The organism is Bacillus sp. USDA818B3_A, from assembly GCF_009928415.1.
In the GTDB taxonomy this organism is placed as follows: Bacteria; Bacillota; Bacilli; order Bacillales; family Cytobacillaceae; genus Neobacillus.
In genome coordinates, this window is sequence record NZ_JAABNN010000004.1 from 117726 (window position 1) to 138728 (window position 21003).

Sequence of the window (21003 nt, forward strand, 5' to 3'; positions counted from 1 at the left end):
TCTTAGAAAAACAAAAATACCTATCTGCACGGGCAGAAAGGCATGATAAAAGATAACCTTTCTCCCATCTCCCAAGGCAAAACGCCTTGTGTGAATTGGCACCATTTCAATGTTCATTGACGGTTGCCGGGCTTCATCGGGCACATCCCTCCACCTCTCTTGATAAGAGTTTACAGATTCTATATTCAATTAAATCGTTATATTATTTAAATAATTTTACTTTTTAACAAAAGTTATCGTATCACGGATAAAATGGGGTGTCAACGTTTTTTCTGGATCTATTTAATAGTTAAATTTAGGCATTGGTCTTTAGTGATGTTAAGCCTGTTGCAGACTCTATTGCTGTTTCAAGGTCCTCCACTAAATCTTCCACATTCTCAATTCCGATCGAGAGACGGATTAAATCTTCTGATACCCCTGCCGCTTTAAGTCCTTCCGCATCCAGCTGCTGATGGGTTGTGCTCGCAGGGTGAATAATTAGACTCTTTGCATCCCCAACGTTGGCAACATGTGCCCAGAGGGTAAGTGAGTTAATTAATTTAGCGCCTGCTTCCTTTCCGCCTTTAATGCCAAAAACAACCATAGACCCAGCACCTTTTGGCAGGTATCTTTCTGCTAGCTCATAATCAGGATGGGAGCTATGACCAGGATAAGACACCCACTCCACTGCCGGATGGGCTAATAGGTAATCTACAATTTCCTTTGTATTGGCTATATGTTCCTTCATGCGTACATGAAGAGTTTCTAGTCCTAGTGTGAAAAGGAACGAATTTTGCGGACTGAGCGCAGGCCCCAGATCTCGTAATAATTGAACACGCGCTTTGATGATATAGGCAATGTTCCCAAGTGCTTCGGCATAGACAAGGCCATGGTAGCTTTCATCTGGTGTCGTGAAACCAGGGAATTTGGAAGAGTTCCAATCAAACTTGCCCCCATCGACAATGATTCCCCCAGTTGTGGTTCCATTTCCTAATAACCATTTGGTTGCGGAATGGACGACAATGTCGGCACCATGCTCGATTGGCCGGCAAAGATAGGGAGTGGCAAAGGTATTGTCAATAATTAACGGTACCCCTGCTTGATGAGCAATATCTGCTACTTTTTCGATATCGAGGATACGTAAACTTGGATTCCCAATCGTTTCAGCAAAAATGGCTTTTGTTTTATCCGTAATAGCATGACGGAAGTTTTCAGGATTTTCCGCATCTACAAATTTTACGTTTATCCCGTATTTAGGCAGGGTAACTGCCAGCAAATTGTAGGTTCCGCCATAAAGATTGGATGCTGCCACGATTTCATCGCCAGCTTCAGCAATATTTAAGATGGCAAGTGAAATGGCGGCCATCCCGCTTGCAACAGCGAGGGCCCCTACGCCGCCTTCTAGCAGAGCGACTCGGTCTTCAAAAACCGTCGTTGTGGGATTGTGAATTCTTGTGTATATGTACCCAGGTTCTGCTAAGCTAAACAAGTTCGCTGCATGTTCTGTGTTTTTAAATTGATAGGCATTGTTTTGATAGATAGGAACGGCTCTTGCGCCTGTGACAGGATCTGGCGATAATCCACCATGAACACTTAATGTTTCAAAACGGTATTTCTTTTGATTTTCTCCCATATTTCCTGTTCCTCCTTTTTTCAAACGAAATGACAAAACCCCCTCTTCCTAAGAAGAGGGGGTTCACTCTTCTCATCTTCCAGAGCTTGATTTGCTCTGCTGGAATTGGCACCGTGTTATAAAACCGGTTGCCGGGCTTCAAAGGGCCAGTCCCTCCGCCACTCTTGATAAGTTTGGGGTAGATTCGATTGTTGTTATCTTTAGATTACTAGAAATTTAATCCCGAGTCAACCTATAGGATTATATGACTTTAGCAAGATTTTCATGCGCCTTTGTTAAAAAGAAGATGGATTCTAACAATAGTATGGTTCTTAACGGGGCCTCTATTGTTAGCTGCCCTTTACGTTCGAGGATTCGAAGTCTTTCTGTTCCCTCGAAGAGTTGCTTCAGTGTATGGTAGTCCCCTGCGATTTGGTAACAATTTTGTTGGTGATGGTTTTTTAATACTATTTGGCTGTTTTTAATTTCAAGTATGAAGGTTCCACTGTCACATGATATTTTTACTCTTAGGTCTGCTCTTTTTATTAAACCCAGGGTATGTCCCTGCAGGTTAAATCTATTTATGAAATCTTCGGCTAGTTGTTCCATTTGCACCACCCCAGTTTTTGTGCGATTTGTTTACTAATTCAGCACAGAGGAAGGGATTCCTTTGACAATCGCTCGACAATTCTCAGTCATTTCCTGAGAAATATGTCGGTATTCGCTGAGGGATTGCAAAATGTCAGGAATATTTCAATTATTGTTGGGTGATTTTTTTATACAATGAAGCTATGTATAAGGAAAGGATGTGGATATATGATTTTTAAGGAACGTTCTGAACCACTTGAATTAAAAATTCTCCGGTCATTAGATAGGCGAGTGGGGTTGGAAGAAAAAGAGGTAATTAATCTTCAAAATCTTTCTAAGGGTTATGAAGGTGAAGTAATGTTCGATCGGATGACGAAGGAACTGGAATGTCCGAATTATCTCTTGAATGATTTGTTTTTAGAATGGAATGGCAGCAAATTTCAGATGGATACGTTAATGATCACTAAGGATCCCATTTATTTGTTTGAAGTGAAAAATTTTGAAGGTGATTTTTATTTTGAAAATGGCAGGTTTTATGCGCTTAACAGTAAAAAGGAAATTAAAAATCCGCTGCTTCAATTAGAAAGGTGTGAATCACTGCTGCGGCAATTTCTCCAAAGTCTCGGTTATCGTATGGAGATTGTGTCCTATGTCATTTTTATTAACCCCAGGTTCCACTTGTATCAATCCCCGCTAAATAAACCTATTATTTATCCAAATCAGCTTCCCAATTTTATGAAAAAACTAAATAGAAATTCGTCGGCTTTGAATGGCCGTCATAAGGGGCTGGCGGAGCAGTTGGCGTCTATGCATCGGTTAGAGTCCCCTTATGAAAAGTATGCTAAGTATAAGATTGATTTGCTAAGGAAAGGGCTATTTTGTGCTTTATGTGGAGCGTTTGAGGTTTTTTGTTGTGGTCGGCATCTTGAGTGCGGGGTATGTGGTCATCAAGAAGGGATAGATAATGCAGTTTTAAGAATAGCTGGTGAGATTAGGTTGTTGTATCCTAATGAAAGGATTTCAACTAGTTTAGTGTATGAATGGTGTAATGGGATATTATCAAAGCAGTCAATTGGAAGGGTGCTGAGACAAAATTTTTGTGCTTCGGGGATTAAAAATCATACTTATTATTACTAAAGCAGGGGATGGTTTCTTTCTCATCTGTCTAAGCATAGCAAGGATTCCTCCTTCAGGGGTTGAGCTCCTCTCTCATCTGTCGAAGCACCAAACAGTTTCCTCCTTCAGGGGTTGAGCTCCTCTCTCATCTGTCGAAACACTGCACGGTTTCCTCCTTCAGAGGTTGAGCCCCTCTCTCATCTGTCGAAGCACTGCACGGTTTCCTCCTTCAGGGGTTGAGCTCCTCTCTCATCTGTCGAAGCACCAAACGGTTTCCTCCTTCAGGGGTTGAGCTCCTCTCTCATCGGTCGAAGCACGGTACTGATTCCTCCTTCAGGGGTTGAGCTCCTCTCTCATCTGTCGAAGCACGGTACGGATTCCTCCTTCAGGGGTTGAGACTCTTCTCTGCACTGACTGACTACTTCCAACTAGAGTTTAATCCTTCTCTATTAACCAAAATTTTAAAAAGCAGATGCGCCTGCGCATCTGCTCACTCAAGATAAGATTTTATCTTCTCCAACAAAAAAGGAACTGAATGAAACGCATAGATCGTTTCTAAAACCGTACCATCCTGAATAATCAACAAGCAAGGTACACTCTCAACTTCAAAATTCTTCGCCAAATCAGGATAAAAATTAAGGTTCATTTTTCCCATTGGGACCTTTACCAGCTCACCGACAATTTGCAGCATTCGGGATGCCACCTGACAGGTGCCGCATAAAGGAGTATAGAAATATAACAGACCGACTCCCTCACCATCGAGGAAATCAGCCAGGTCAGACTGATTCCATTCATTCATCATATATTAACCCATTTCTAAATACTCAGCATGCACATCAATATTCGCCCCTAACAGGACCATAGCCAGGTGATGTTCGGGGGCAGTCGCAACCTCCCGATACATCCGGTCAATATAGAGATGCTCTGCATGAGGAAATTCACGTCTAAATTGTCTGCGCAGCTTCTCGCCAGAATCATCTGCATCCACAAGGATATAGACATCCTTATCCTCAAGAAAATCAATTAATTCCTCGAGCTTGGAATGACTAATCGTTCCATTAGTACAAATGATCTCAATAGGTTCCTTTAAAATATGCTTAACCTTATTTTTATCTGATTTACCTTCGACAATAAGAACTTTGTCAACATACGAATCATTCATATCCCATCACCTGTAATATAAAGTTGTTTATGTTAACATATTCTAACTTACTGTTTTCGTGTGCTACTGTTTGTACGTTAACTATATCATTATTGTCCATTCAGCAACAGATCTTTGCCTAGCACCATCCACCATCATCACAATCGGTATACTTAGCATCCGGCTGATCGGTTACCGTAACATTCTGATAAATCTTTTTTTGTTCTGTCTCAAAATGGTGATCCAATTCCACCTGAATTTGATCCTTAAGCTTGATCTTTCCAATCGATTCATTTTCAAGGAATAGCTGGATTTCGCCATCTTTCAATTTACCAACCACTCGATCCGTAACGTCAATCTTTTGCTGTTTTAACGTCATTATATCCACCCTCTTCAAGTTATTTAGGATTAGTTTTACCAAGGGCGAGCAAGAAAAAGAGTGGTAATATAAGTGAAAAAGCACCCATAAAAAAGGGTGCTTTAAAAAATTAGTCTGCCTTGATCATTTCTTCATATTTCTCAGAAGTCATTAACTTCTCTACTTCGCTTACATCAGTTGGTTCAATGACAATCATCCATGCTTTTTCATATGGTGATTCATTGACAAACTCTGGACTGTCACTAAGTTCTTCATTAATTTCAACCACTTTTCCGCTAACAGGCGCGTATAACTCAGAAACGGTTTTAACTGATTCCACACTGCCAAAAGGTTCGTCGGCTTTTAATTCTGCACCAACCTCTGGAAGTTCAACGAAAACGATATCGCCTAATTCATGCTGTGCAAAATCGGTAATCCCCACACGGATCTTTTCTCCTTCAACCTTTACCCATTCATGCTCTTCTGAATAACGTAATTCTTTTGGTACACTCATTAGAAAATCCCTCCTGATTTTTTAATATTTAAGCCCAAGTTTTTTCATATTCATCTTCTTTAAAACCAACTGTAACACGTTCGCCATCAGTTAAAATAGGCCTTTTAATTAACATCCCATCTGTTGCAAGCAAGTCGAGCAATTCAGCCTCTGTCGCCGTCTTCATTTTATCTTTTATTCCTAATTCACGGTATTTTAATCCGCTCGTATTAAAAAATTTCTTCAATTCCAAGCCGCTCTTTTGATAAAGCTCATGAAGCTGTTCCCGTGACGGTGGATGCTCGACGATATGTACCTCTTCATAGGAAAGATGATGTTCATCCAGCCATTTCTTCGCGTTTCGGCATGTGCCGCATTTTGGATACCAATAAAAAGTTAAAGCCACTGGTTTCACCACCAATCCTTATGTTTCAGTAAAATTTTATCATACAGCCTTTTAAAATCCTAATGGCCCGTACTCACTATGGGAAAAATTCGTCACGATGGTTTCATTTCCTTCTCTTTCAAAAAATTAAAGGCCCCCGACAAGGAAAGGGCCCCTAATTCTAAATCTTAAACAAGATAGCGCTCTGCTTCAATAATAATATCTGCTGCTTCGCGTTTTTTCGCGATTACATTAATTGGCTGGTGGCGGGTAAATTTGCGAAGGGACGATAGCATCATTCGAAGCGTATCACCCTGCTCAATGGCAACAAGTGACTCTTTAGCCGTTGCTTCAATTTCATTAAAAGCTTCTTGGCAGAAAATTTGTGTATATAGAAGCTTTTGTTTATTCTTATCCAGGCCGTCTTTTGCAATTGCCTTTTCTGTTCGCAAGACAACCGATTCCATGGCATACACATTTGAAACGATATCAGCAATATTGGCTAGGATCTCTTGTTCTTTTTCTAATGCCTTGCCAAATTTCTGTGCAGCTAATCCAGAGGCCAATAAGGCAATCTTTTTCGCATTTCTTACTAAGTATTTCTCTTGTGCCAGCGGCTCATCACCCGGTTCTTCAGGCATTAGCATCATTAATTCCTCTTGTAGTGCCATGGCTTTTTGAAAAAGTGGAAGCTCGCCTTTTAATGCTTTTTTCACAAGGGTGCCTGGCACCAAGAGGCGGTTAATTTCATTGGTTCCCTCGAAGATCCGGTTAATCCTGGCATCGCGATAGGCTCTTTCAATCGGATACTCCTGCATAAAGCCATAACCGCCGTGAATTTGAACCCCTTCATCGACAACATAGGATAATACTTCGCTCGCAAAGAATTTGTTCACTGAACATTCGATCGCGTATTCTGCAATGGAATTCGCCACTTTTTTAAGATCCTTTGCCTCTTCGGCGGACAGCTTCCCTTGATTTTCTTCATATAAACCAATCGTGCGGTAAACCGAACTTTCAGCGGCATAAATTTTTGATGCCATGGTGCCGAACTTTTCCTTTGTTAAGTTGAACTGAGATATTGCCGTTTTAAACTGTTTACGGCCATTCGCATATTTGACAGACATATCAAATGCTTTCTTGGAACCGCCAACAGCCCCGACTGCCAATTTGTAGCGTCCAATATTTAAGATGTTAAAAGCAATGACGTGGCCTTTACCATATTCACCCAATAAATTTTCAACAGGAACCGGAACATCCTCTAAAATGAGAGTTCGAGTCGAAGAACTCTTAATCCCCATTTTCTTTTCTTCCGCACCCGTTGAAACCCCTGGGAAATCCCGCTCTACGATAAATGCTGAGAAGTGCTCGCCATCAATTTTTGCGTAGACCACAAATACATCGGCAAAACCGGCATTCGTGATCCACTGCTTTTCACCGTTCAGGATATAATGAGTACCTGCCGCATTTAATTTGGCAGTTGTTCTAGCACCCAAAGCGTCGGATCCTGAACCAGGTTCTGTTAATGCATAGGCCGCAATCTTTTCACCTGATGCAAGGGCAGGTAAATATTTTTTCTTTTGCTCGTCATTTCCGAATAAAACGATTGGCAGAGAGCCGATTCCCACATGTGCTCCATAGGAAAGAGAGAATCCGCCTGCACCGGCCATTTTTTCCGTAATCAAGGACGAAGTTATTTTATCCAGACCTAAACCTTCGAATTCTTCTGGAACATCCACTGCTAGCAGGCCGAGCCCGCCCATTTTCTTTAACAGCTTAACCGTACGGTCGAATTCATGGTTTTCTAGGTGCTCCAGCTGCGGGACCACTTCCTTTTCCACAAAGTCTGAAGCCGTTTGAGCAATCATTAAATGCTCTTCATTAAAATCCTCTGGTGTATAAATATCTTGATAGGAAAGATCCTCAATTAAAAAGCTGCCGCCTTTAACCACTTTCTTTGTTTCAGCCATTCATAATTCCCCCTAATCATTTTTACAATAATTCGAATACTCCAGCTGCACCCATTCCGCCGCCAATACACATCGTTACAACACCAAATTGTTCGTTCCGGCGCTTTAATTCGTGGATGAGGGAAAGGGTGAGCTTTGCTCCTGTACAGCCGAGCGGATGTCCAAGAGCGATTGCTCCGCCGTTGACGTTGACGATTTCTTCATTAAGGCCAAGTTCTCTAATGACTTGCAAGGATTGGGAAGCAAAAGCTTCATTTAATTCGAATAGGTTAATATCCGATAGCTCTAATCCTGCCAGCTGTACCGCTTTTGGAATGGCGACAACCGGACCGACACCCATGATTTCTGGCGGGACTCCCCCAACCGCAAACGAACGGAATTTAGCCAGCGGTTTTAAGCCAAGTGACTCTGCTTTTTCCCGGTCCATTAGCATTAAGGCTGCCGCCCCGTCACTTGTTTGGGAAGCATTCCCTGCAGTTACCGAACCGTTTACAGCAAAAGCTGGACGAAGCTTTGATAGTGTCGCTAAATTGGTGTCAGGACGCACCCCTTCATCCATAGAAAATTGGACCGATCTTTCAACAAGTTTATGATCATTTCCGACTGAACGAATCGTTACATCAACAGGAAGGATTTCATCGACAAACTTTCCTTCCTCAATTGCTTTCGCAGCACGTTGATGACTTCTTACCGCAAATGCATCTTGGTCTTCACGGGAAATCCCATATTTTTGAGCGACCTGCTCGGCTGTATGACCCATTCCCATGTAATATTGCGGGGCCGATTCGGCAAGTTTAATATTTGGGCGAACCACATGACCCATCATTGGAATCATACTCATTGATTCTGCGCCGCCGGCGATGCTGGTGTCGGTATGCCCCAGCATGATTCCCTGTGCCGCATAGGCGATTGCCTGCAATCCGGAGGAACAGAATCGATTAATGGTAATCGCAGGTACTGTATGAGGAAGTCCTGCCAGTGCCCCGATATTGCGGGCCATATTGTTTCCTTGCTCCGCCTCTGGCATCGCACAGCCGATAATTAAGTCATCAATGTTTCCTTCATAGTTCCCGGCACGTTTTAGGGTTTCTTTTACAACTAATGCTCCTAAGTCATCAGGACGTACTGCAGCAAGCGTTCCTTTCTTTGCCTTGCCAACCGGGGTACGAGCCCCGGCCACAATCACTGCTTCTCTCATTCCATCTCCCTCGCTTTCTCTCAAACTATTATTTAGTTTCTTAAGGGTTTCCCTTTTACCAGCATGTGCTGCATCCTCTGCTGTGATTTTGGTTCTGCAATCAGACTTAAGAAAGCTTCCCGTTCGAGATCTAATAGATATTGCTCGTCGACTTCCGTTCCAAATGGCACCCGTCCGCCTGCAATGACATAAGCAATTTTCTTCGCTATTTTTAAATCATGATCGGAAATGTAGCCGGATAATCGCATCGCTTCTGCCCCTAGCAAAAGAGTAGCGTAACCCGTTTCCCCAACGACCGGAACTTTCCTGCGGACTCGCGGTTTATATCCTTGTTCATGTAAAGAAAGCACGGCCTTTTTTGCATCATAAATGAGATGGTCACTATTCACGCTAATGCCGTCAGATGAACGTAAGAAATTATTTTCGCGCGCTTCTTCTGCGGATGTAGACACTTTTGCCATGGCAATTGTCTCGAATACTTTATTGACGACATTTTGCAGATCAAATGAAACCCCGTTTGGCAGATTTTCTAAGTGCTTCATGTAAAGCTCCTTGTTACCTCCTCCACCTGGAAGCAGACCGACACCAACTTCGACAAGGCCCATGTATGTTTCTGATGAGGCTTGAATATGAGCTGCCGGCAGGCAAACCTCGGCACCTCCGCCTAGGGTCATCCCAAATGGAGCAGCGACTATCGGCTTAGAGCTGTATTTCACTTTTAACAAGGCGCTATGAAGGTGGCGGACAATCATATCCAACTCATAAATATTGTCATCCTGTACTTCCATTAACATCATCGCCAGGTTGGCACCGACGCAGAAATTTTTGCCCTGATTACCGATGACGAGACCTTTATAATTTTTTTCAACTTCGTCGATTGAATAATTAATCATTTGAACAATGTCAAGGCCGATCGCATTGTTTGGCGAATGAAACTCTAGGAGAGCAACACCATCGCCGATATCAATTAGACTTGCCCCGCTGTTCTTTTTAATCACACCGCTTTGCTGCTTGATCTTCTTAAGGTCAATCACCTTTGGATTGGTTTCTACAAGACGATATTGACCGTTATGATAGTAGAACTGCTCGCCGTTTTCTTCTAAGTAGAAAGAGGTATGACCTGCATCAAGCATCTCAGTCACCCATGACGGTACTTCCACACCGCTACTTTTCAGTTTTTGCACTGATTTTTCCAAACCAATCGCATCCCAGGCCTCAAACGGACCCATTTCCCAGCCAAAGCCCCATTTCATCGCCCTGTCAATCGCAACAATATCATCGGCAATCACACCTAATAATTGGGCAGAGTATATGAAGGATTCTGTAAATGTATTCCATAAGAATTGTCCAGCCTTGTCGTTCGCATATATAAGCGCTTTCAATTTATTCGCTGTTCCTTTTTCTTGCTTAGCAAGTTCAATAGAAACTGCTGAAAGCTTTTTACGAGGACCATATTCTAATGTACTTGGATCTAGTTCAAGAATTTCCTTTCCTTTTTTCAAAAAGAACCCTTGACCTGATTTACTTCCAAGCCATCCTTTGTCAACCATTGATTTAATGAAAGCAGGGATTACAAATACTTCTTTTTCTTTGCCCTCGACTTGTTCATACACATTGCCAGCTACATGATAAAAGGTGTCCAAGCCCACTACATCAAGTGTTCGGAAAGTAGCACTCTTGGCCCGGCCGATTAGTGGGCCTGTAATCGAATCGACTTCACCGATACTAAGTCCTGACTTTAACATTTCCCTGACAGTCACAAGCAGTCCATACGTTCCAATTCGGTTGGCAATAAAGTTTGGTGTGTCCTTGGCCTCGACTACACCTTTTCCTAATACGTCCTCACCGAAAGTTTTCATGAATGAAAGGACTTCTGGTGACGTATATTGTGTTGGGATGACTTCGAGTAATTTTAAATAGCGAGGCGGGTTAAAGAAGTGTGTTCCTAGGAAGTGCTTTTTAAAATCATCGGAACGTCCTTCCACCATGGCTTCAACTGATATTCCAGAGGTATTCGAGCTGACAATGCTGCCAGGTTTGCGGTACTGGTCGACTTTTTCAAAAACCTGCTTCTTGACGTTTAGGTTTTCGACGACCACTTCAATGACCCAGTCCACATCTTTCAATTTAACTAAATCATCTTCGAGGTTACCTGCTTCAATGAGGGCGAGATTCTTTTTGGAGGTTAGTGGTGCAGGTTTTTGCTTTAAAAGTTTTTGGATATTTTGGGCACTGATCCGATTGCGGACTTGTTTATCAGCTAAGGTAAGTCCTTTTGCTGCTTCTTCTTTCGTTAACTCAGGTGGCACAATATCAAGCAAAAGTGTTGGAATCCCAATATTAGCTAAGTGGGCAGCAATTCCTGATCCCATGACACCCGAGCCAAGGACAGCTGCTTTTCTAATCAATTGGTTCAAATTTGTCTCCCCCTTCAACCTTTGAATGAATACTCATTCATTTTTATGGTAAAAAAATTTAGTTTTGAAATGTTTCTTGCTACTATTTAATATAAAATATTTAGAAAATTTGTGCAATCAATAAACGTGGAATTTTGAATTTTTTTTGAATCCTTCTTTTACCTTCATATTTTTAGGCAGTCAGTTGGGCATCCTATAAATGAGGTGATAAGAATGGCAAGAGTGAAAAAGAACCCTTCAAAAGCTGCAGTAAGTGCTGCAAGCGTTAAGGGCAATGCCGGACCAGGAAATGAACAAGCCGGGATTGATAAACAGAACAGCCAAAATAGTCAATTTAAACGCTAATTGTCAAACAGGCTGAGTTTCAGCCTGTTTTTGTTTTATAGCTATGAATGAATGCGGCGAATATTACACATGATAGAAACGATTTCAATCATTCGTTATACTGGAGGTGAAAAACATGAAAACCTTATCACGAATTGCCTTGGTATTAGTCATTATTGGTGCCATTAACTGGGGATTAATCGGGTTTTTTCAGTTTGATTTAGTTGCTGCTCTATTTGGCGGGCAGGATTCGGCTTTATCAAGAATTATTTATAGTCTTGTTGGACTAAGCGGACTTGCTTGTATTCCACTATTATTTGCTAAGATTGGCGAGTCTGAGACAGATACTACCCGTCAAAACGTCGGCCAGCCTAGCTATGCCACCGAGTTTGGTGAAGAAAACGATATGACAGACATTAATAACCAAGCAAAACAATCTTCCAGCCAAACGTACAAGCCGACCGATTCAGATGATCAAATGTAAGCAAAGCGGCCATGCCCATGCATGGCCGTTACTTTTTATTTTTTCGCATTTCTGTGCTGTTCATTTAGCTGTTTAATCTCTTGAATAATTTGTTTCATTTCCTCTTTTGCATCGGGGTATAGCTCGTTCCAATGCTTTGCCAATGCTGGCATCGACTTGGCAATATGGGTGTACAAGGCCCATGCTTTTACCTTTTCTTTTGTATCATCATTACTTTCTCCAACCAGAAGCTCACTGTATTTTTCAAGTAATGCTTCGAACTGGGCAGTAAATTCCTTCTCCATTCATAACACCTTCCGTCATTGACAATTTGCTTTTGCTTTCTTAGGCAGGTTATGTAATGTTTCTCCGCCTGATACCGGTACTTCTTCCATCCATTTTACCATATTTTTTAGTTCCGTCGATTCCGCCGGTTTGGATGGGAATTCAGCGGGTTTTCAAATTTATTCCGCCTCCTTTTGCTATTTTCCCGCCGGGTTTCTACCGTTTTTCCGCGCAATTTCGGAATATTTCCGCTGCCCCCCGCCATCTGCTCCAACAAAAAAAAGAGCAGACACGAATGCCGCTCTTTTCTAAGCTGTTGTCGAAAACATATATTTTTTATAATGATAGCGAATCGAGAAGATTAATCCCAGTCCCATCATATTCCCCATCAAGGCACTTCCCCCGTAGCTGATAAATGGCAGCGGGATACCTGTGATCGGCAGAACACCAATCGTCATCCCAATATTTTGGAAGACGTGGAACGTAATCATACTAATGATTCCCACACAAATATACGTATAAAAATTATTCTTAGTCTCCATACCAACCTTGGTAATATGATAAATCAACAAAAAGAACAAACTAATTAACACACTCGAACCAATAAAGCCATATTCCTCGCCGACCACACTAAAAATAAAGTCCGTTTGGCTCTCAGGCAAGTAAACCTCTCGATTACCGAAACCTTTACCGCCTGTTTGACCAGAACCAATCGCAAGCAGCGATTTTGTCAGCTGATAGGCATCTGAACCCTGATAGCTGTATGGATCAAGCCAAGAATAAATCCGGCGCAGCTGATATTCCCCGACACCCAGATACTTTTCCAGCACATTCGGATTCCAGAGAACGAAATAGAAGATCGTACCAATAAGAAGAATTCCAAACGAAAATATTGGAACCAGTATCTTCCACGAAATACCGGATATAAAAATCATCCCAAGTAAAATAGCCAAAAAGACCAGTGATGTCCCTAAGTCCTGTTTAATGATCAGTCCCAAAGGAACCATCGTAACCAAACCCATTTTTACTAAAAGCCAAAAATCACTCTGAATCGTTTTAAGCGGATTTTTACTGTGGTGCAGTTCAATTGTCCGGGCAAGACCTAAAATAATAAAGATTTTAACAAATTCCGATGGCTGGATCGAACCAACTCCTGGGAGTACAAACCAGTTTTTTGCTCCATTAATAACCGGTGCAATACTTGCTGGCGCCACAATTAAGAAACCTAGCAAACAGATGCCCAACCCATAAGCGTACCAAGTCAACTTTTTCAATTGGTCCGAATCAAGGGTCATAACTACAGTAATAATACCGGCACCAACGACATACCAGACGATTTGCTTAATTAAGAAGTTCTCCTTATACTGGCCGCTCGCTTGCGCACTATAAATCGCTAAACAGCTCGCTAGAAAGAGCAGGATTAAGATAAAAACAAGGCTGTAATCAAGTTTTGAAGTTGTATTGCTATTTGAAGTCATATTTGTTCCACCTTACAAAAAACTTGTCCATTCCTCCATTATATTTTGAAAACAGGTAAATCTCAACTTAAACCCACAGCTGGTTTTATTTACATGATGGAGAAATAGATCCTTCTTACCTCCTCTGCCATCATTTCCAGGTTATTCGGGACCTGAGGAATTCCATATCCAATATAAAGCGGGGTGGTTACGAAACGGGAAACAATTTTTGCGTAAATCTTATCATCCAGGTGATGAAAGAAGACATTATAGCTTGTGGCTTTAAAGGGAAAATGATTCAGAATATAGTGGACCGCCTTTTGAATATATTCGCCAAACTCTTGCTTGTAATTTACATCCCCCATTTCCACGTTAAATTCATAAAAGCCTACGCGCGGCTTAGTGGACAAAGTAAAGCGGACACCGTTCTGCTCGGAGATCAGGAGGCCTTCAAACATATCATGGGAATCCTTTTCCCGGTAATCAATGTCATGTAAACCGACAATCTGCATATGCGGATGGGCGATCGTCCCTCCGGATAGCGGTCCATGATTTTTGAAAAAAATAACCGAGCGATACTGACCCGTACTTTCCATCTCCAACCAGAATTTTAGCCCGAACCGGATCAAACGATGGAGATGCTCTTTGGAATAAGTTGATAGATCGGCATGGCAATCGTCCGTTTCTATCAGGACTGTTTGATACGCATTTTCAAGGACGGGATATTTATTTTTCAAAAGAATGATGGGACCATCCACCGCAATGAGGTCTCTCAGCTGGTCTCTTTCGCAAAATGGGCAGGCCTGATTTTTATTCCGGATATTTTCCGGTTTTTGGACTCCGATGGACGTATTGAAGTGTAGATGTGTATTTACCAAAGTGCGTTTCTCCTCTCGGCATGTTTATTACTATTTTATGGGAGAAAACGTTCCTTTTGCACCTATTTTGATTGAGCTTTTAATATTTATTGACCTAATTACCAATAACCCCCTAAAATAGGAAGAGGATTTCATGAAATATCTAGTTTAAGCATATCTTTAGTACAGGCCTACATTATTCAGAATGAGAGGGAGAGTATGTTAACAAAACTTGAATCATTCATCCTCGGTATTATCCAGGGGTTAACCGAATTTTTACCTATCAGCAGTACGGGACATCTTTACCTGGGAAGAAATTTATTCGGTCTGCAAGAGGCGGGTCTGCTGCTCGATACGATGCTGCATGTCGGAACCTTACTTGCGGTATTTGTTTTTTATAAAGATGAATTTATAAAAATATTGAAGAAGCCGTTTAGTAAATTAACCTTTTTATTAGTGATTGGAACGATTCCTGCCGTTATCTTTGGGCTTGCTTTTAAAGATTATATTGATGAAATTTCAAAAACTGGGGTAACGATCGGCTGGGAGTTTTTAATTACAGGAGTATTTTTATGGATGGCTGATTCAGCCAAAAATGGTTATAAGAAAATGGATGATATCAGCTATAAGGATGCCTTAATTATTGGTACGTTCCAGGCAGTTGCCATCATGCCGGCTATCTCACGTTCAGGTATGACCATTGTTGCGGCCTTATGGCGTAAGTTAGATCGGGAAACAGCGGCCTATTTTTCTTTCTTGCTGTCAACACCAGCCATTGCTGGGGCGATTGTCCTGCAGTCAAAGGATTTATTAGAAGGCCAAGGAGAAGCGATTTCTCTATCCGCTTTATTAGTCGGTATCGTGGCCTCAGCCGTTTTCGGTTATGTTGCGGTTAGATGGATGATTGGTTATTTAAAAAAGCATTCCTTGAAACCATTTGCGATTTATGTATGGGCATTAGGAATCATTGTTTTGTTCTTTCAATTCACCGGTAAATTTTAAAAAACTGACCGGGTACTCTTTTTAAAAGAAAAATGCGACTCTTCACCGAGTCGCATTTTTTATTATAATGTAACTGTTTCTTTTGCCATTTCTCTTGCCGCAGCCGCAGCCTGTTCTTTTGCTTTGGCCATAATTTCTGGAATTTGTTTAGGAAAATGATCCATTCCCTCGGCCACAACTGTCTCTAAGCTGTCGAACCCAAGGAATTGGAAGACCTTGCGTAAGTAGCGGTCGCCAAACTCAAAATCCACCATTGGCCCAGATGAATAGATGCCGCCGCGTGTTTGAATATGAATCGCTTTTCGGCCGGTTAATAATCCTTTAGGACCTTCTGGTGTATTAGTGAAGGTCTTTTCAACAATAAATAGATTATCAATAAATTTTTTCAGAATAGAAGGAGCACCGAGATTCCAAATTGGTGTGACAAATACATAATAATCAGCGGCAATAAACCGGTCTGCTAATTCATGCATATTTTCAAGCTTGGTACGCTCTGCTTCTGATAGTTGATCTTTTGTATAACCCATAAAGGATAGTTTTGCCCTTGCAAATAAGAGGTCCATATCAATGTCAGGGATATCCATATCATAAAGATGCCAGCGTTCTATCTCAACGTCCGGCTGAGCAGCCTTAAACTCCTCTAAAAACACTTCTCCAATTTGCATCCCTTTTGAAAGTTTTAGATCATTTTTAGGATTTGCTGTAATATACAAAAGTTTCGACATTTACATCCCTTCCCTTAACCAGAAAATCTTCACCTATTACAATACTACTACAATTTCTTTGCTCATTAATGAACAATAGGTGACGATTTCGGTAAAATTGTTAACTCATTTTCCTCTTTGAACAAATCATGACATTTCCAAACAAAACCCAACAAAACTTAACAAAACTTAACAAAACTTAACAAAAGTCACATGCATTATGCTAAACTTTTTAATAGAATAAACACTGGAAAAAGGAGGGTGAACAATGGACGAACGTGCTTATACTCCTGATGAGGTGGCACAAATCTTTCAAATCTCCAAGCATACGGTTTATGAGCTGATAAAAAGAGGGGATCTGCATGCTTTTAAGATAGGTAATAAAATGAGAATTGAGCATGCAGAAATAGAACGTTATAAAGAAAGCATGAAGGCACCAGCTAAAAAGGCTTCAGATGTTTCAAACACAAACAGCCCTTCTTCAGGATTCATCCGCCTTACAGGCAGCCATGACTTTCTAGTTGAACATTTTGCCAAGCAGGCTGGAAGCGCTTTAAACCTACAGATTCAGCCATCCTTTATCGGCAGTTTAGAAGGTTTAATGATGCTTTACCGCGGTCAAAGTGATATGGCAGCGATTCATCTTTTAGATCCTGCTTCACAAGAGTATAATCTGCCATTTATCCATCAGCTATTTGTCTATGAAAATATTGCCGTCATGAGATTCGCTGATAGACAACAGGGCTTCATTGTCGCAAAAGGCAATCCGAAGAGTATCCTTGATTTTTCGGATCTTACTAGAAAAGATGTACAGTTTGTTAACCGCCAAAAAGGAGCAGGAACAAGATTTTTACTTGATAGCCTGCTTTCAAACTACGGAATTAATCCTAGCAAGATAAACGGCTATAGCAATGAAGAATGGAACCATCTATCTGCTGCATCTTATATCAGCCGGGGCAACGCTGATGTGGCCTTTGGGATTCAATCGGCCGCGAGCCACTTAGGACTGGATTTTGTGCCAGTGGCGCAAGAAAAGTTCGATCTCGTTTTTCGTTTTACAGCTGAAAACAAACAGAATTTAATCCTTTTAATTCACTATTTACAGTCTGCAAGCTTTAGAGAAAATCTAACAGATTTAGAAGGCTATTCAATCCAAGATTTAGGAAAAATAATCTATCAAACTAGTCAACCGGAGGAACTTGTATGAAAAAAAATCGTCTATTTATGGTCTTATTTGCGTTAATGCTTCTAGTTTTATCTGCTTGCGGAACTACCGATACAAAGGATACGGCTTCAAAAGAGAAAAAGTCAGCGGCTAAACCGGCACCAACAGAAATGATCCTTGCTACTACAACCAGCACACAAGACAGCGGCTTACTTGATGTCATTATCCCTATGTTTGAAAAAGAAAATAATGTAAAAGTAAAAGTAATTGCTGTTGGTACGGGTGAAGCATTGGCAATGGGTACGAAAGGTGAAGCGGATGCCCTTCTTGTTCATGCTCCAGCAGCAGAGCAGGCGGTCGTTGATGCAGGTGATGCGATTAATTATAAGCGCGTCATGTACAATGATTTTGTCTTAGCAGGTCCAAAGGAAAACCCAGCAGGCGTTAGCGGTGAAGACATTGCAGCTGCTTTTAAAAAATTAGCTGAAACAAAGGCTACATTTATTTCACGTGGTGATGATTCTGGTACAAATAAAAAAGAACTTGCCATTTGGACAACAGCAAACATCAAGCCAGCAGGTGATTGGTATGTTTCAACTGGACAAGGGATGGGACAAACCTTACAAGTGGCTGCAGAGAAAAAAGGATATGTGTTAACGGATCGTGCGACATGGCTGGCCCAACAAAAAAATCTAGATACTCTTCAAATTGTGGTTGAAGGCGGAAAAGATTTAATGAATATCTATCATGTGATGGAAGTAAATCCAGAAAAACATGATAAAGTGAATAGTAAAGATGCTGAAAAGTTTGTAGAATTTATGGTAGATGAAAAAACACAAGATGTGATCGAAAACTTTGGTAAAAAGGAATATGGAAGATCACTATTTATTAGCTATACAGAATAGTAGAATGAGCGGCGGTCTCTTTATGAGTCCGCCTCTTGCCTGCTTCATAAAGAAAAATCTTGGGGGCATGAGATCATGGAATTACTGCTGGATGGAATGAAAAAAGCACTCGAAATAATACTTTCCGGGGATCAGGAAGTATTAGCAATCACAGCTCTGACGCTTAAGGTATGTCTCATTTCCATTCTAATTAGCACCATCATCGGATTACCTCTGGGTATTTTACTAGGTTTAACTAGGTTTAAAGGCCGAAAAATCCTATTAGTCTTCATTAATATTGGGCTGGGACTGCCGCCTGTTGTGGCCGGTCTTTGGATTACCATGCTTTTATGGCGATCCGGCCCATTAGGGGATTTCTCCCTACTCTATTCGCCTGCTGCCATTGTTATGGCCCAAATCTTAGTCAGCCTGCCAATCGTTACGAGCCTTACCTGTACAGCCTTTCAGCAAATCAGTGATAAGATGCTGCTGCAAATTAAAGCACTGGGAGCAACGAGACTGCAGACATTATTCATTCTTATAAAACAATTGAAAATGGCGATCCTTGCAGCCATCATGGCTGGTTTTGGCCGCGTGATTGCTGAAGTTGGCGCTGCGATGATGGTAGGAGGCAATATACAAGGTGATACAAGGATTTTAACGACGACGATCGTGATGGAAGTCTCTAAAGGGAATTTTGACATTGCCCTCGCCCTCTCGTTTATCTTATTGTCTGTTGCCTTATTGATTACTGCCCTATTAACATTTTTACAGCAAAGGAGGCGAATATCATGAACCCGTTAATTGAGCTAAAGAACCTAACCTATAATGTCCGCCAAAAAACGATTCTTGATATCTCTTCATTCGAGATTTATAATGGTGAATTTCTCGGGATTATGGGTCCAAATGGGGCTGGAAAAAGTACATTACTTAAGGTTCTCTCTTTTCTCGACAAACAAACCGGCGGAGAGATTTTCTATCGGGGACAAATGGTTCCTCCCGGCCAAGCACCAATGGATTTGCGCAGGAAGTTTTCAGTAGCCCTTCAGCAATCACTTTTATTAGATGGAACGGTCTTTCACAATATCGCCATAGGGTTAAAATTACGCAAGGTTCCAAAACCAGTGATTAAAGAAAAAGTTGCCCATTGGCTGGAATTGTTTTAGATTAGTCATTTAGCGAAAAAGAATGCTCTCTATTTATCTGGCGGTGAAGCGCAAAGGGTTAATCTTGCCCGTGCTATGATTGTGGAGCCGGAAATTCTTTTTCTTGATGAACCCTTTTCAGCGCTCGACTTTCCAACCAAGATTCGCTTAATGGAGGATTTCAAACGGATTATGGAAGAAACCAGTACGACGGCTGTGTTTGTCAGCCATGACTTAATGGAGATTCATTATCTGACCAATCGGCTTGCGATTATTGTAAATGGTCAAGTGAAGCAATCAGGACCAACCGGCATGGTCCTTGAACATCCTAACGCTTCAACAAAAACCTTCTTAAATGAGTGGAAGAAATTCTTTCCCGCAATAAACCAGGGCTCATTTAGACAAGAAAAAAGGTATAACTGAGGAAGCAGTTCGAAATAGGAACTGCTTTTTCTATTACCTTCCAAATTTGCTTAATACTTTTTGGAGGAATAAAATAGATTATATACATACTAAACTGCTTTCAGGGGGAGTTTTCCATGAAGTATGCCATTATAACCGGGGCTTCAAAGGGATTGGGAGAAAGTATTGCGAAACGCCTTTTTCAGGAACAAATATCGGTTGTCTCTGTTTCTCGGACCGAAAATGAAGAGTTGAAAAACCTTGCACTTGATAATGGGATAGAATATAAACACGTTTCTTGCAATCTCTCATTAGAAACAGAGATACAAGAAGTTTTTATGGAGATTGCCCATTGTATATTTGAAAAAAATCCAACTGATATCCTGCTATTTAATAATGCAGGTGTGATTGAACCGATCCAAAAGGTAGGAAACTTAGACCAAACTCCGATTATCCGAAATATTAAAGTGAATCTGATTGCCCCTATTTTGATTACTAATCTATTTTTTAGCAAGGCTCATTTAACAAACACAAAAGTAACCGTTATCAATGTGACATCAGGCGCTGCCGTCCGCTCGATTGAAGGGTGGAGTGTCTATTGCAGTTCTAAGGCAGGGTTAAACATGTTTACCCAAACGGCTGCGATTGAACAGTCAGACTTGCAAACGAAGCATGTCATTATTGGATTTAGTCCTGGTATTATGAATACTGGCATGCAGGAAACGATCCGTTCCACCTCCGAGGATGCCTTTAAAGAACTAGAAACATTCAAGGAATTTAAAGAAAAGAATTTATTATTAGAAACCGATGCGGTTGCTAAGCATTTAGTAGACCTTGTTTTAAGTGAAAATCTTGAAAGCGGCAGGGTCTATGATGTAAAAGAATTAATAGAATCTTAAGTCCAGCAGCTTTCCGTGGACTTTATTCGTTTAAAAATTAAAGTACTAAATTGATATATGAATTTATTTGCATTGCATACCGAGACAGTAAGTTTTTTGAGGGGCTCGGGCGTCAATGAGCCCTATTGTCTACCGACACAGAAGTGTTTTGTCGCGCTC

21 protein-coding genes, 2 pseudogenes and 2 riboswitches are annotated in these 21003 nt (G+C 41.2%); of the genes and pseudogenes, 9 read left to right on the forward strand and 14 right to left on the reverse strand.

Going from position 1 to position 21003, the window contains the following annotated elements; translation table 11 throughout:
• Nucleotides 1-61 precede the first annotated feature (61 nt).
• Nucleotides 62-169: riboswitch (SAM riboswitch) on the reverse strand.
• Between the two features lie 126 nt (nucleotides 170-295).
• Both GXK58_RS10355 and GXK58_RS10360 read right to left on the reverse strand, forming a co-directional pair.
• Nucleotides 296-1612, reverse strand: a complete 1317-nt coding sequence (locus GXK58_RS10355) for an O-acetylhomoserine aminocarboxypropyltransferase/cysteine synthase family protein (RefSeq protein WP_160722443.1) — start codon at nucleotides 1610-1612, stop codon at nucleotides 296-298.
• Nucleotides 1613-1681: 69 nt separating this feature from the next.
• Nucleotides 1682-1786: riboswitch (SAM riboswitch) on the reverse strand.
• A 66-nt stretch (nucleotides 1787-1852) separates the two neighbouring features.
• Nucleotides 1853-2200: a hypothetical protein gene (locus GXK58_RS10360; RefSeq protein ID WP_160722445.1), complete on the reverse strand. Its 348-nt coding sequence runs from the start codon at nucleotides 2198-2200 to the stop codon at nucleotides 1853-1855.
• A gap of 207 nt (nucleotides 2201-2407) precedes the next feature.
• Here GXK58_RS10360 and GXK58_RS10365 point away from each other — a divergent pair, with 207 nt between their 5' ends.
• Nucleotides 2408-3316, forward strand: a complete 909-nt coding sequence (locus GXK58_RS10365; protein ID WP_160722447.1) for a nuclease-related domain-containing protein — start codon at nucleotides 2408-2410, stop codon at nucleotides 3314-3316.
• 469 nt (nucleotides 3317-3785) lie between these two features.
• On the opposite strand, the gene GXK58_RS10370 is transcribed toward GXK58_RS10365, so the two are convergent.
• From GXK58_RS10370 to GXK58_RS10405, 8 genes are all read right to left on the reverse strand, one after another.
• Nucleotides 3786-4097 (reverse strand): thioredoxin family protein, encoded by a 312-nt coding sequence (locus tag GXK58_RS10370; protein ID WP_237389629.1) that lies wholly within the window; start codon nucleotides 4095-4097, stop codon nucleotides 3786-3788.
• 3 nt (nucleotides 4098-4100) lie between these two features.
• Nucleotides 4101-4457, reverse strand: coding sequence for a toprim domain-containing protein (locus tag GXK58_RS10375; protein ID WP_160722449.1), 357 nt, complete (start codon nucleotides 4455-4457; stop codon nucleotides 4101-4103).
• Nucleotides 4458-4575: 118 nt separating this feature from the next.
• Entirely contained in the window at nucleotides 4576-4815 is a 240-nt protein-coding gene (locus tag GXK58_RS10380) for a YusG family protein (protein ID WP_160722451.1), read from the reverse strand.
• 109 nt (nucleotides 4816-4924) lie between these two features.
• Nucleotides 4925-5308, reverse strand: coding sequence for a glycine cleavage system protein GcvH (gene gcvH, locus GXK58_RS10385; protein WP_160722453.1), 384 nt, complete (start codon nucleotides 5306-5308; stop codon nucleotides 4925-4927).
• A gap of 28 nt (nucleotides 5309-5336) precedes the next feature.
• Nucleotides 5337-5693, reverse strand: coding sequence for an arsenate reductase family protein (locus GXK58_RS10390; RefSeq protein ID WP_160722455.1), 357 nt, complete (start codon nucleotides 5691-5693; stop codon nucleotides 5337-5339).
• Nucleotides 5694-5860: 167 nt separating this feature from the next.
• Nucleotides 5861-7642 carry an acyl-CoA dehydrogenase family protein gene (locus tag GXK58_RS10395; protein WP_160722457.1) on the reverse strand — a complete coding sequence of 594 codons (1782 nt, stop codon included), beginning with the start codon at nucleotides 7640-7642 and terminating at the stop codon, nucleotides 5861-5863.
• Nucleotides 7643-7664: 22 nt separating this feature from the next.
• A complete protein-coding gene (locus GXK58_RS10400; RefSeq protein ID WP_160722459.1) occupies nucleotides 7665-8840 on the reverse strand; it encodes an acetyl-CoA C-acetyltransferase in 1176 nt (391 codons plus the stop codon).
• Between the two features lie 32 nt (nucleotides 8841-8872).
• Entirely contained in the window at nucleotides 8873-11257 is a 2385-nt protein-coding gene (locus tag GXK58_RS10405; protein WP_160722461.1) for a 3-hydroxyacyl-CoA dehydrogenase/enoyl-CoA hydratase family protein, read from the reverse strand.
• Between the two features lie 213 nt (nucleotides 11258-11470).
• Here GXK58_RS10405 and GXK58_RS10410 point away from each other — a divergent pair, with 213 nt between their 5' ends.
• Together GXK58_RS10410 and GXK58_RS27230 are read left to right on the forward strand one after the other, a co-directional pair.
• Complete coding sequence (locus GXK58_RS10410) at nucleotides 11471-11602, forward strand: YuzL family protein (protein WP_160722463.1); 132 nt, start codon at nucleotides 11471-11473, stop codon at nucleotides 11600-11602.
• A 115-nt stretch (nucleotides 11603-11717) separates the two neighbouring features.
• Nucleotides 11718-11900 (forward strand): annotated as a pseudogene (locus tag GXK58_RS27230) (DUF378 domain-containing protein); the annotation flags it as partial.
• Nucleotides 11901-12100: 200 nt separating this feature from the next.
• On the opposite strand, the gene GXK58_RS10420 reads toward GXK58_RS27230, so the two are convergent.
• The 3 genes from GXK58_RS10420 to GXK58_RS10430 all read right to left on the reverse strand — a co-directional run bounded on the left by GXK58_RS10420 (nucleotide 12101) and on the right by GXK58_RS10430 (nucleotide 14664).
• Nucleotides 12101-12349 (reverse strand): YusU family protein, encoded by a 249-nt coding sequence (locus GXK58_RS10420; protein WP_160722466.1) that lies wholly within the window; start codon nucleotides 12347-12349, stop codon nucleotides 12101-12103.
• Between the two features lie 288 nt (nucleotides 12350-12637).
• Entirely contained in the window at nucleotides 12638-13807 is a 1170-nt protein-coding gene (locus GXK58_RS10425; protein ID WP_160722467.1) for an FtsW/RodA/SpoVE family cell cycle protein, read from the reverse strand.
• Between the two features lie 89 nt (nucleotides 13808-13896).
• Nucleotides 13897-14664, reverse strand: a complete 768-nt coding sequence (locus tag GXK58_RS10430; RefSeq protein ID WP_160722469.1) for a DUF4931 domain-containing protein — start codon at nucleotides 14662-14664, stop codon at nucleotides 13897-13899.
• 198 nt (nucleotides 14665-14862) lie between these two features.
• Here GXK58_RS10430 and GXK58_RS10435 point away from each other — a divergent pair, with 198 nt between their 5' ends.
• Nucleotides 14863-15645, forward strand: coding sequence for an undecaprenyl-diphosphate phosphatase (locus tag GXK58_RS10435; RefSeq protein WP_160722470.1), 783 nt, complete (start codon nucleotides 14863-14865; stop codon nucleotides 15643-15645).
• 62 nt (nucleotides 15646-15707) lie between these two features.
• Here GXK58_RS10435 and GXK58_RS10440 read toward each other — a convergent pair whose 3' ends face one another.
• Nucleotides 15708-16370 (reverse strand): FMN-dependent NADH-azoreductase, encoded by a 663-nt coding sequence (locus GXK58_RS10440; protein WP_160722475.1) that lies wholly within the window; start codon nucleotides 16368-16370, stop codon nucleotides 15708-15710.
• A gap of 247 nt (nucleotides 16371-16617) precedes the next feature.
• Here GXK58_RS10440 and GXK58_RS10445 point away from each other — a divergent pair, with 247 nt between their 5' ends.
• The 5 genes and pseudogenes from GXK58_RS10445 to GXK58_RS10465 all read left to right on the forward strand — a co-directional run bounded on the left by GXK58_RS10445 (nucleotide 16618) and on the right by GXK58_RS10465 (nucleotide 20844).
• Nucleotides 16618-17556, forward strand: a complete 939-nt coding sequence (locus GXK58_RS10445; protein ID WP_160722476.1) for a substrate-binding domain-containing protein — start codon at nucleotides 16618-16620, stop codon at nucleotides 17554-17556.
• On the forward strand, nucleotides 17553-18419 hold the full coding sequence (locus GXK58_RS10450) for a substrate-binding domain-containing protein (RefSeq protein ID WP_160722477.1): 867 nt from the start codon (nucleotides 17553-17555) through the stop codon (nucleotides 18417-18419). The genes GXK58_RS10445 and GXK58_RS10450 overlap by 4 nt, the downstream gene beginning before the upstream one ends.
• 75 nt (nucleotides 18420-18494) lie before the next feature.
• Nucleotides 18495-19193 (forward strand): ABC transporter permease, encoded by a 699-nt coding sequence (locus tag GXK58_RS10455; protein WP_160722478.1) that lies wholly within the window; start codon nucleotides 18495-18497, stop codon nucleotides 19191-19193.
• A pseudogene (locus tag GXK58_RS27505) lies at nucleotides 19190-19966 on the forward strand (ABC transporter ATP-binding protein). The gene GXK58_RS10455 and the pseudogene GXK58_RS27505 overlap by 4 nt, the downstream one beginning before the upstream one ends.
• A 116-nt stretch (nucleotides 19967-20082) precedes the next feature.
• On the forward strand, nucleotides 20083-20844 hold the full coding sequence (locus tag GXK58_RS10465; RefSeq protein WP_160722479.1) for a (S)-benzoin forming benzil reductase: 762 nt from the start codon (nucleotides 20083-20085) through the stop codon (nucleotides 20842-20844).
• Nucleotides 20845-21003: the final 159 nt, after the last annotated feature.

Excerpts from the sequence above, each read along its gene's own strand:
- GXK58_RS10355 (WP_160722443.1), bottom strand. The coding sequence starts at position 1,612 with ATGGGAGAAAATCAAAAGAAATACCGTTTTGAAACATTAAGTGTTCAT.
- GXK58_RS10360 (WP_160722445.1), bottom strand. The coding sequence starts at position 2,200 with ATGGAACAACTAGCCGAAGATTTCATAAATAGATTTAACCTGCAGGGA.
- GXK58_RS10365 (WP_160722447.1), top strand. The coding sequence starts at position 2,408 with ATGATTTTTAAGGAACGTTCTGAACCACTTGAATTAAAAATTCTCCGG.
- GXK58_RS10370 (WP_237389629.1), bottom strand. The coding sequence starts at position 4,097 with ATGATGAATGAATGGAATCAGTCTGACCTGGCTGATTTCCTCGATGGT.
- GXK58_RS10375 (WP_160722449.1), bottom strand. The coding sequence starts at position 4,457 with ATGAATGATTCGTATGTTGACAAAGTTCTTATTGTCGAAGGTAAATCA.
- GXK58_RS10380 (WP_160722451.1), bottom strand. The coding sequence starts at position 4,815 with ATGACGTTAAAACAGCAAAAGATTGACGTTACGGATCGAGTGGTTGGT.
- gcvH (WP_160722453.1), bottom strand. The coding sequence starts at position 5,308 with ATGAGTGTACCAAAAGAATTACGTTATTCAGAAGAGCATGAATGGGTA.
- GXK58_RS10395 (WP_160722457.1), bottom strand. The coding sequence starts at position 7,642 with ATGGCTGAAACAAAGAAAGTGGTTAAAGGCGGCAGCTTTTTAATTGAG.
- GXK58_RS10400 (WP_160722459.1), bottom strand. The coding sequence starts at position 8,840 with ATGAGAGAAGCAGTGATTGTGGCCGGGGCTCGTACCCCGGTTGGCAAG.
- GXK58_RS10410 (WP_160722463.1), top strand. The coding sequence starts at position 11,471 with ATGGCAAGAGTGAAAAAGAACCCTTCAAAAGCTGCAGTAAGTGCTGCA.
- GXK58_RS10420 (WP_160722466.1), bottom strand. The coding sequence starts at position 12,349 with ATGGAGAAGGAATTTACTGCCCAGTTCGAAGCATTACTTGAAAAATAC.
- GXK58_RS10425 (WP_160722467.1), bottom strand. The coding sequence starts at position 13,807 with ATGACTTCAAATAGCAATACAACTTCAAAACTTGATTACAGCCTTGTT.
- GXK58_RS10435 (WP_160722470.1), top strand. The coding sequence starts at position 14,863 with ATGTTAACAAAACTTGAATCATTCATCCTCGGTATTATCCAGGGGTTA.
- GXK58_RS10440 (WP_160722475.1), bottom strand. The coding sequence starts at position 16,370 with ATGTCGAAACTTTTGTATATTACAGCAAATCCTAAAAATGATCTAAAA.
- GXK58_RS10445 (WP_160722476.1), top strand. The coding sequence starts at position 16,618 with ATGGACGAACGTGCTTATACTCCTGATGAGGTGGCACAAATCTTTCAA.
- GXK58_RS10450 (WP_160722477.1), top strand. The coding sequence starts at position 17,553 with ATGAAAAAAAATCGTCTATTTATGGTCTTATTTGCGTTAATGCTTCTA.
- GXK58_RS10455 (WP_160722478.1), top strand. The coding sequence starts at position 18,495 with ATGGAATTACTGCTGGATGGAATGAAAAAAGCACTCGAAATAATACTT.
- GXK58_RS10465 (WP_160722479.1), top strand. The coding sequence starts at position 20,083 with ATGAAGTATGCCATTATAACCGGGGCTTCAAAGGGATTGGGAGAAAGT.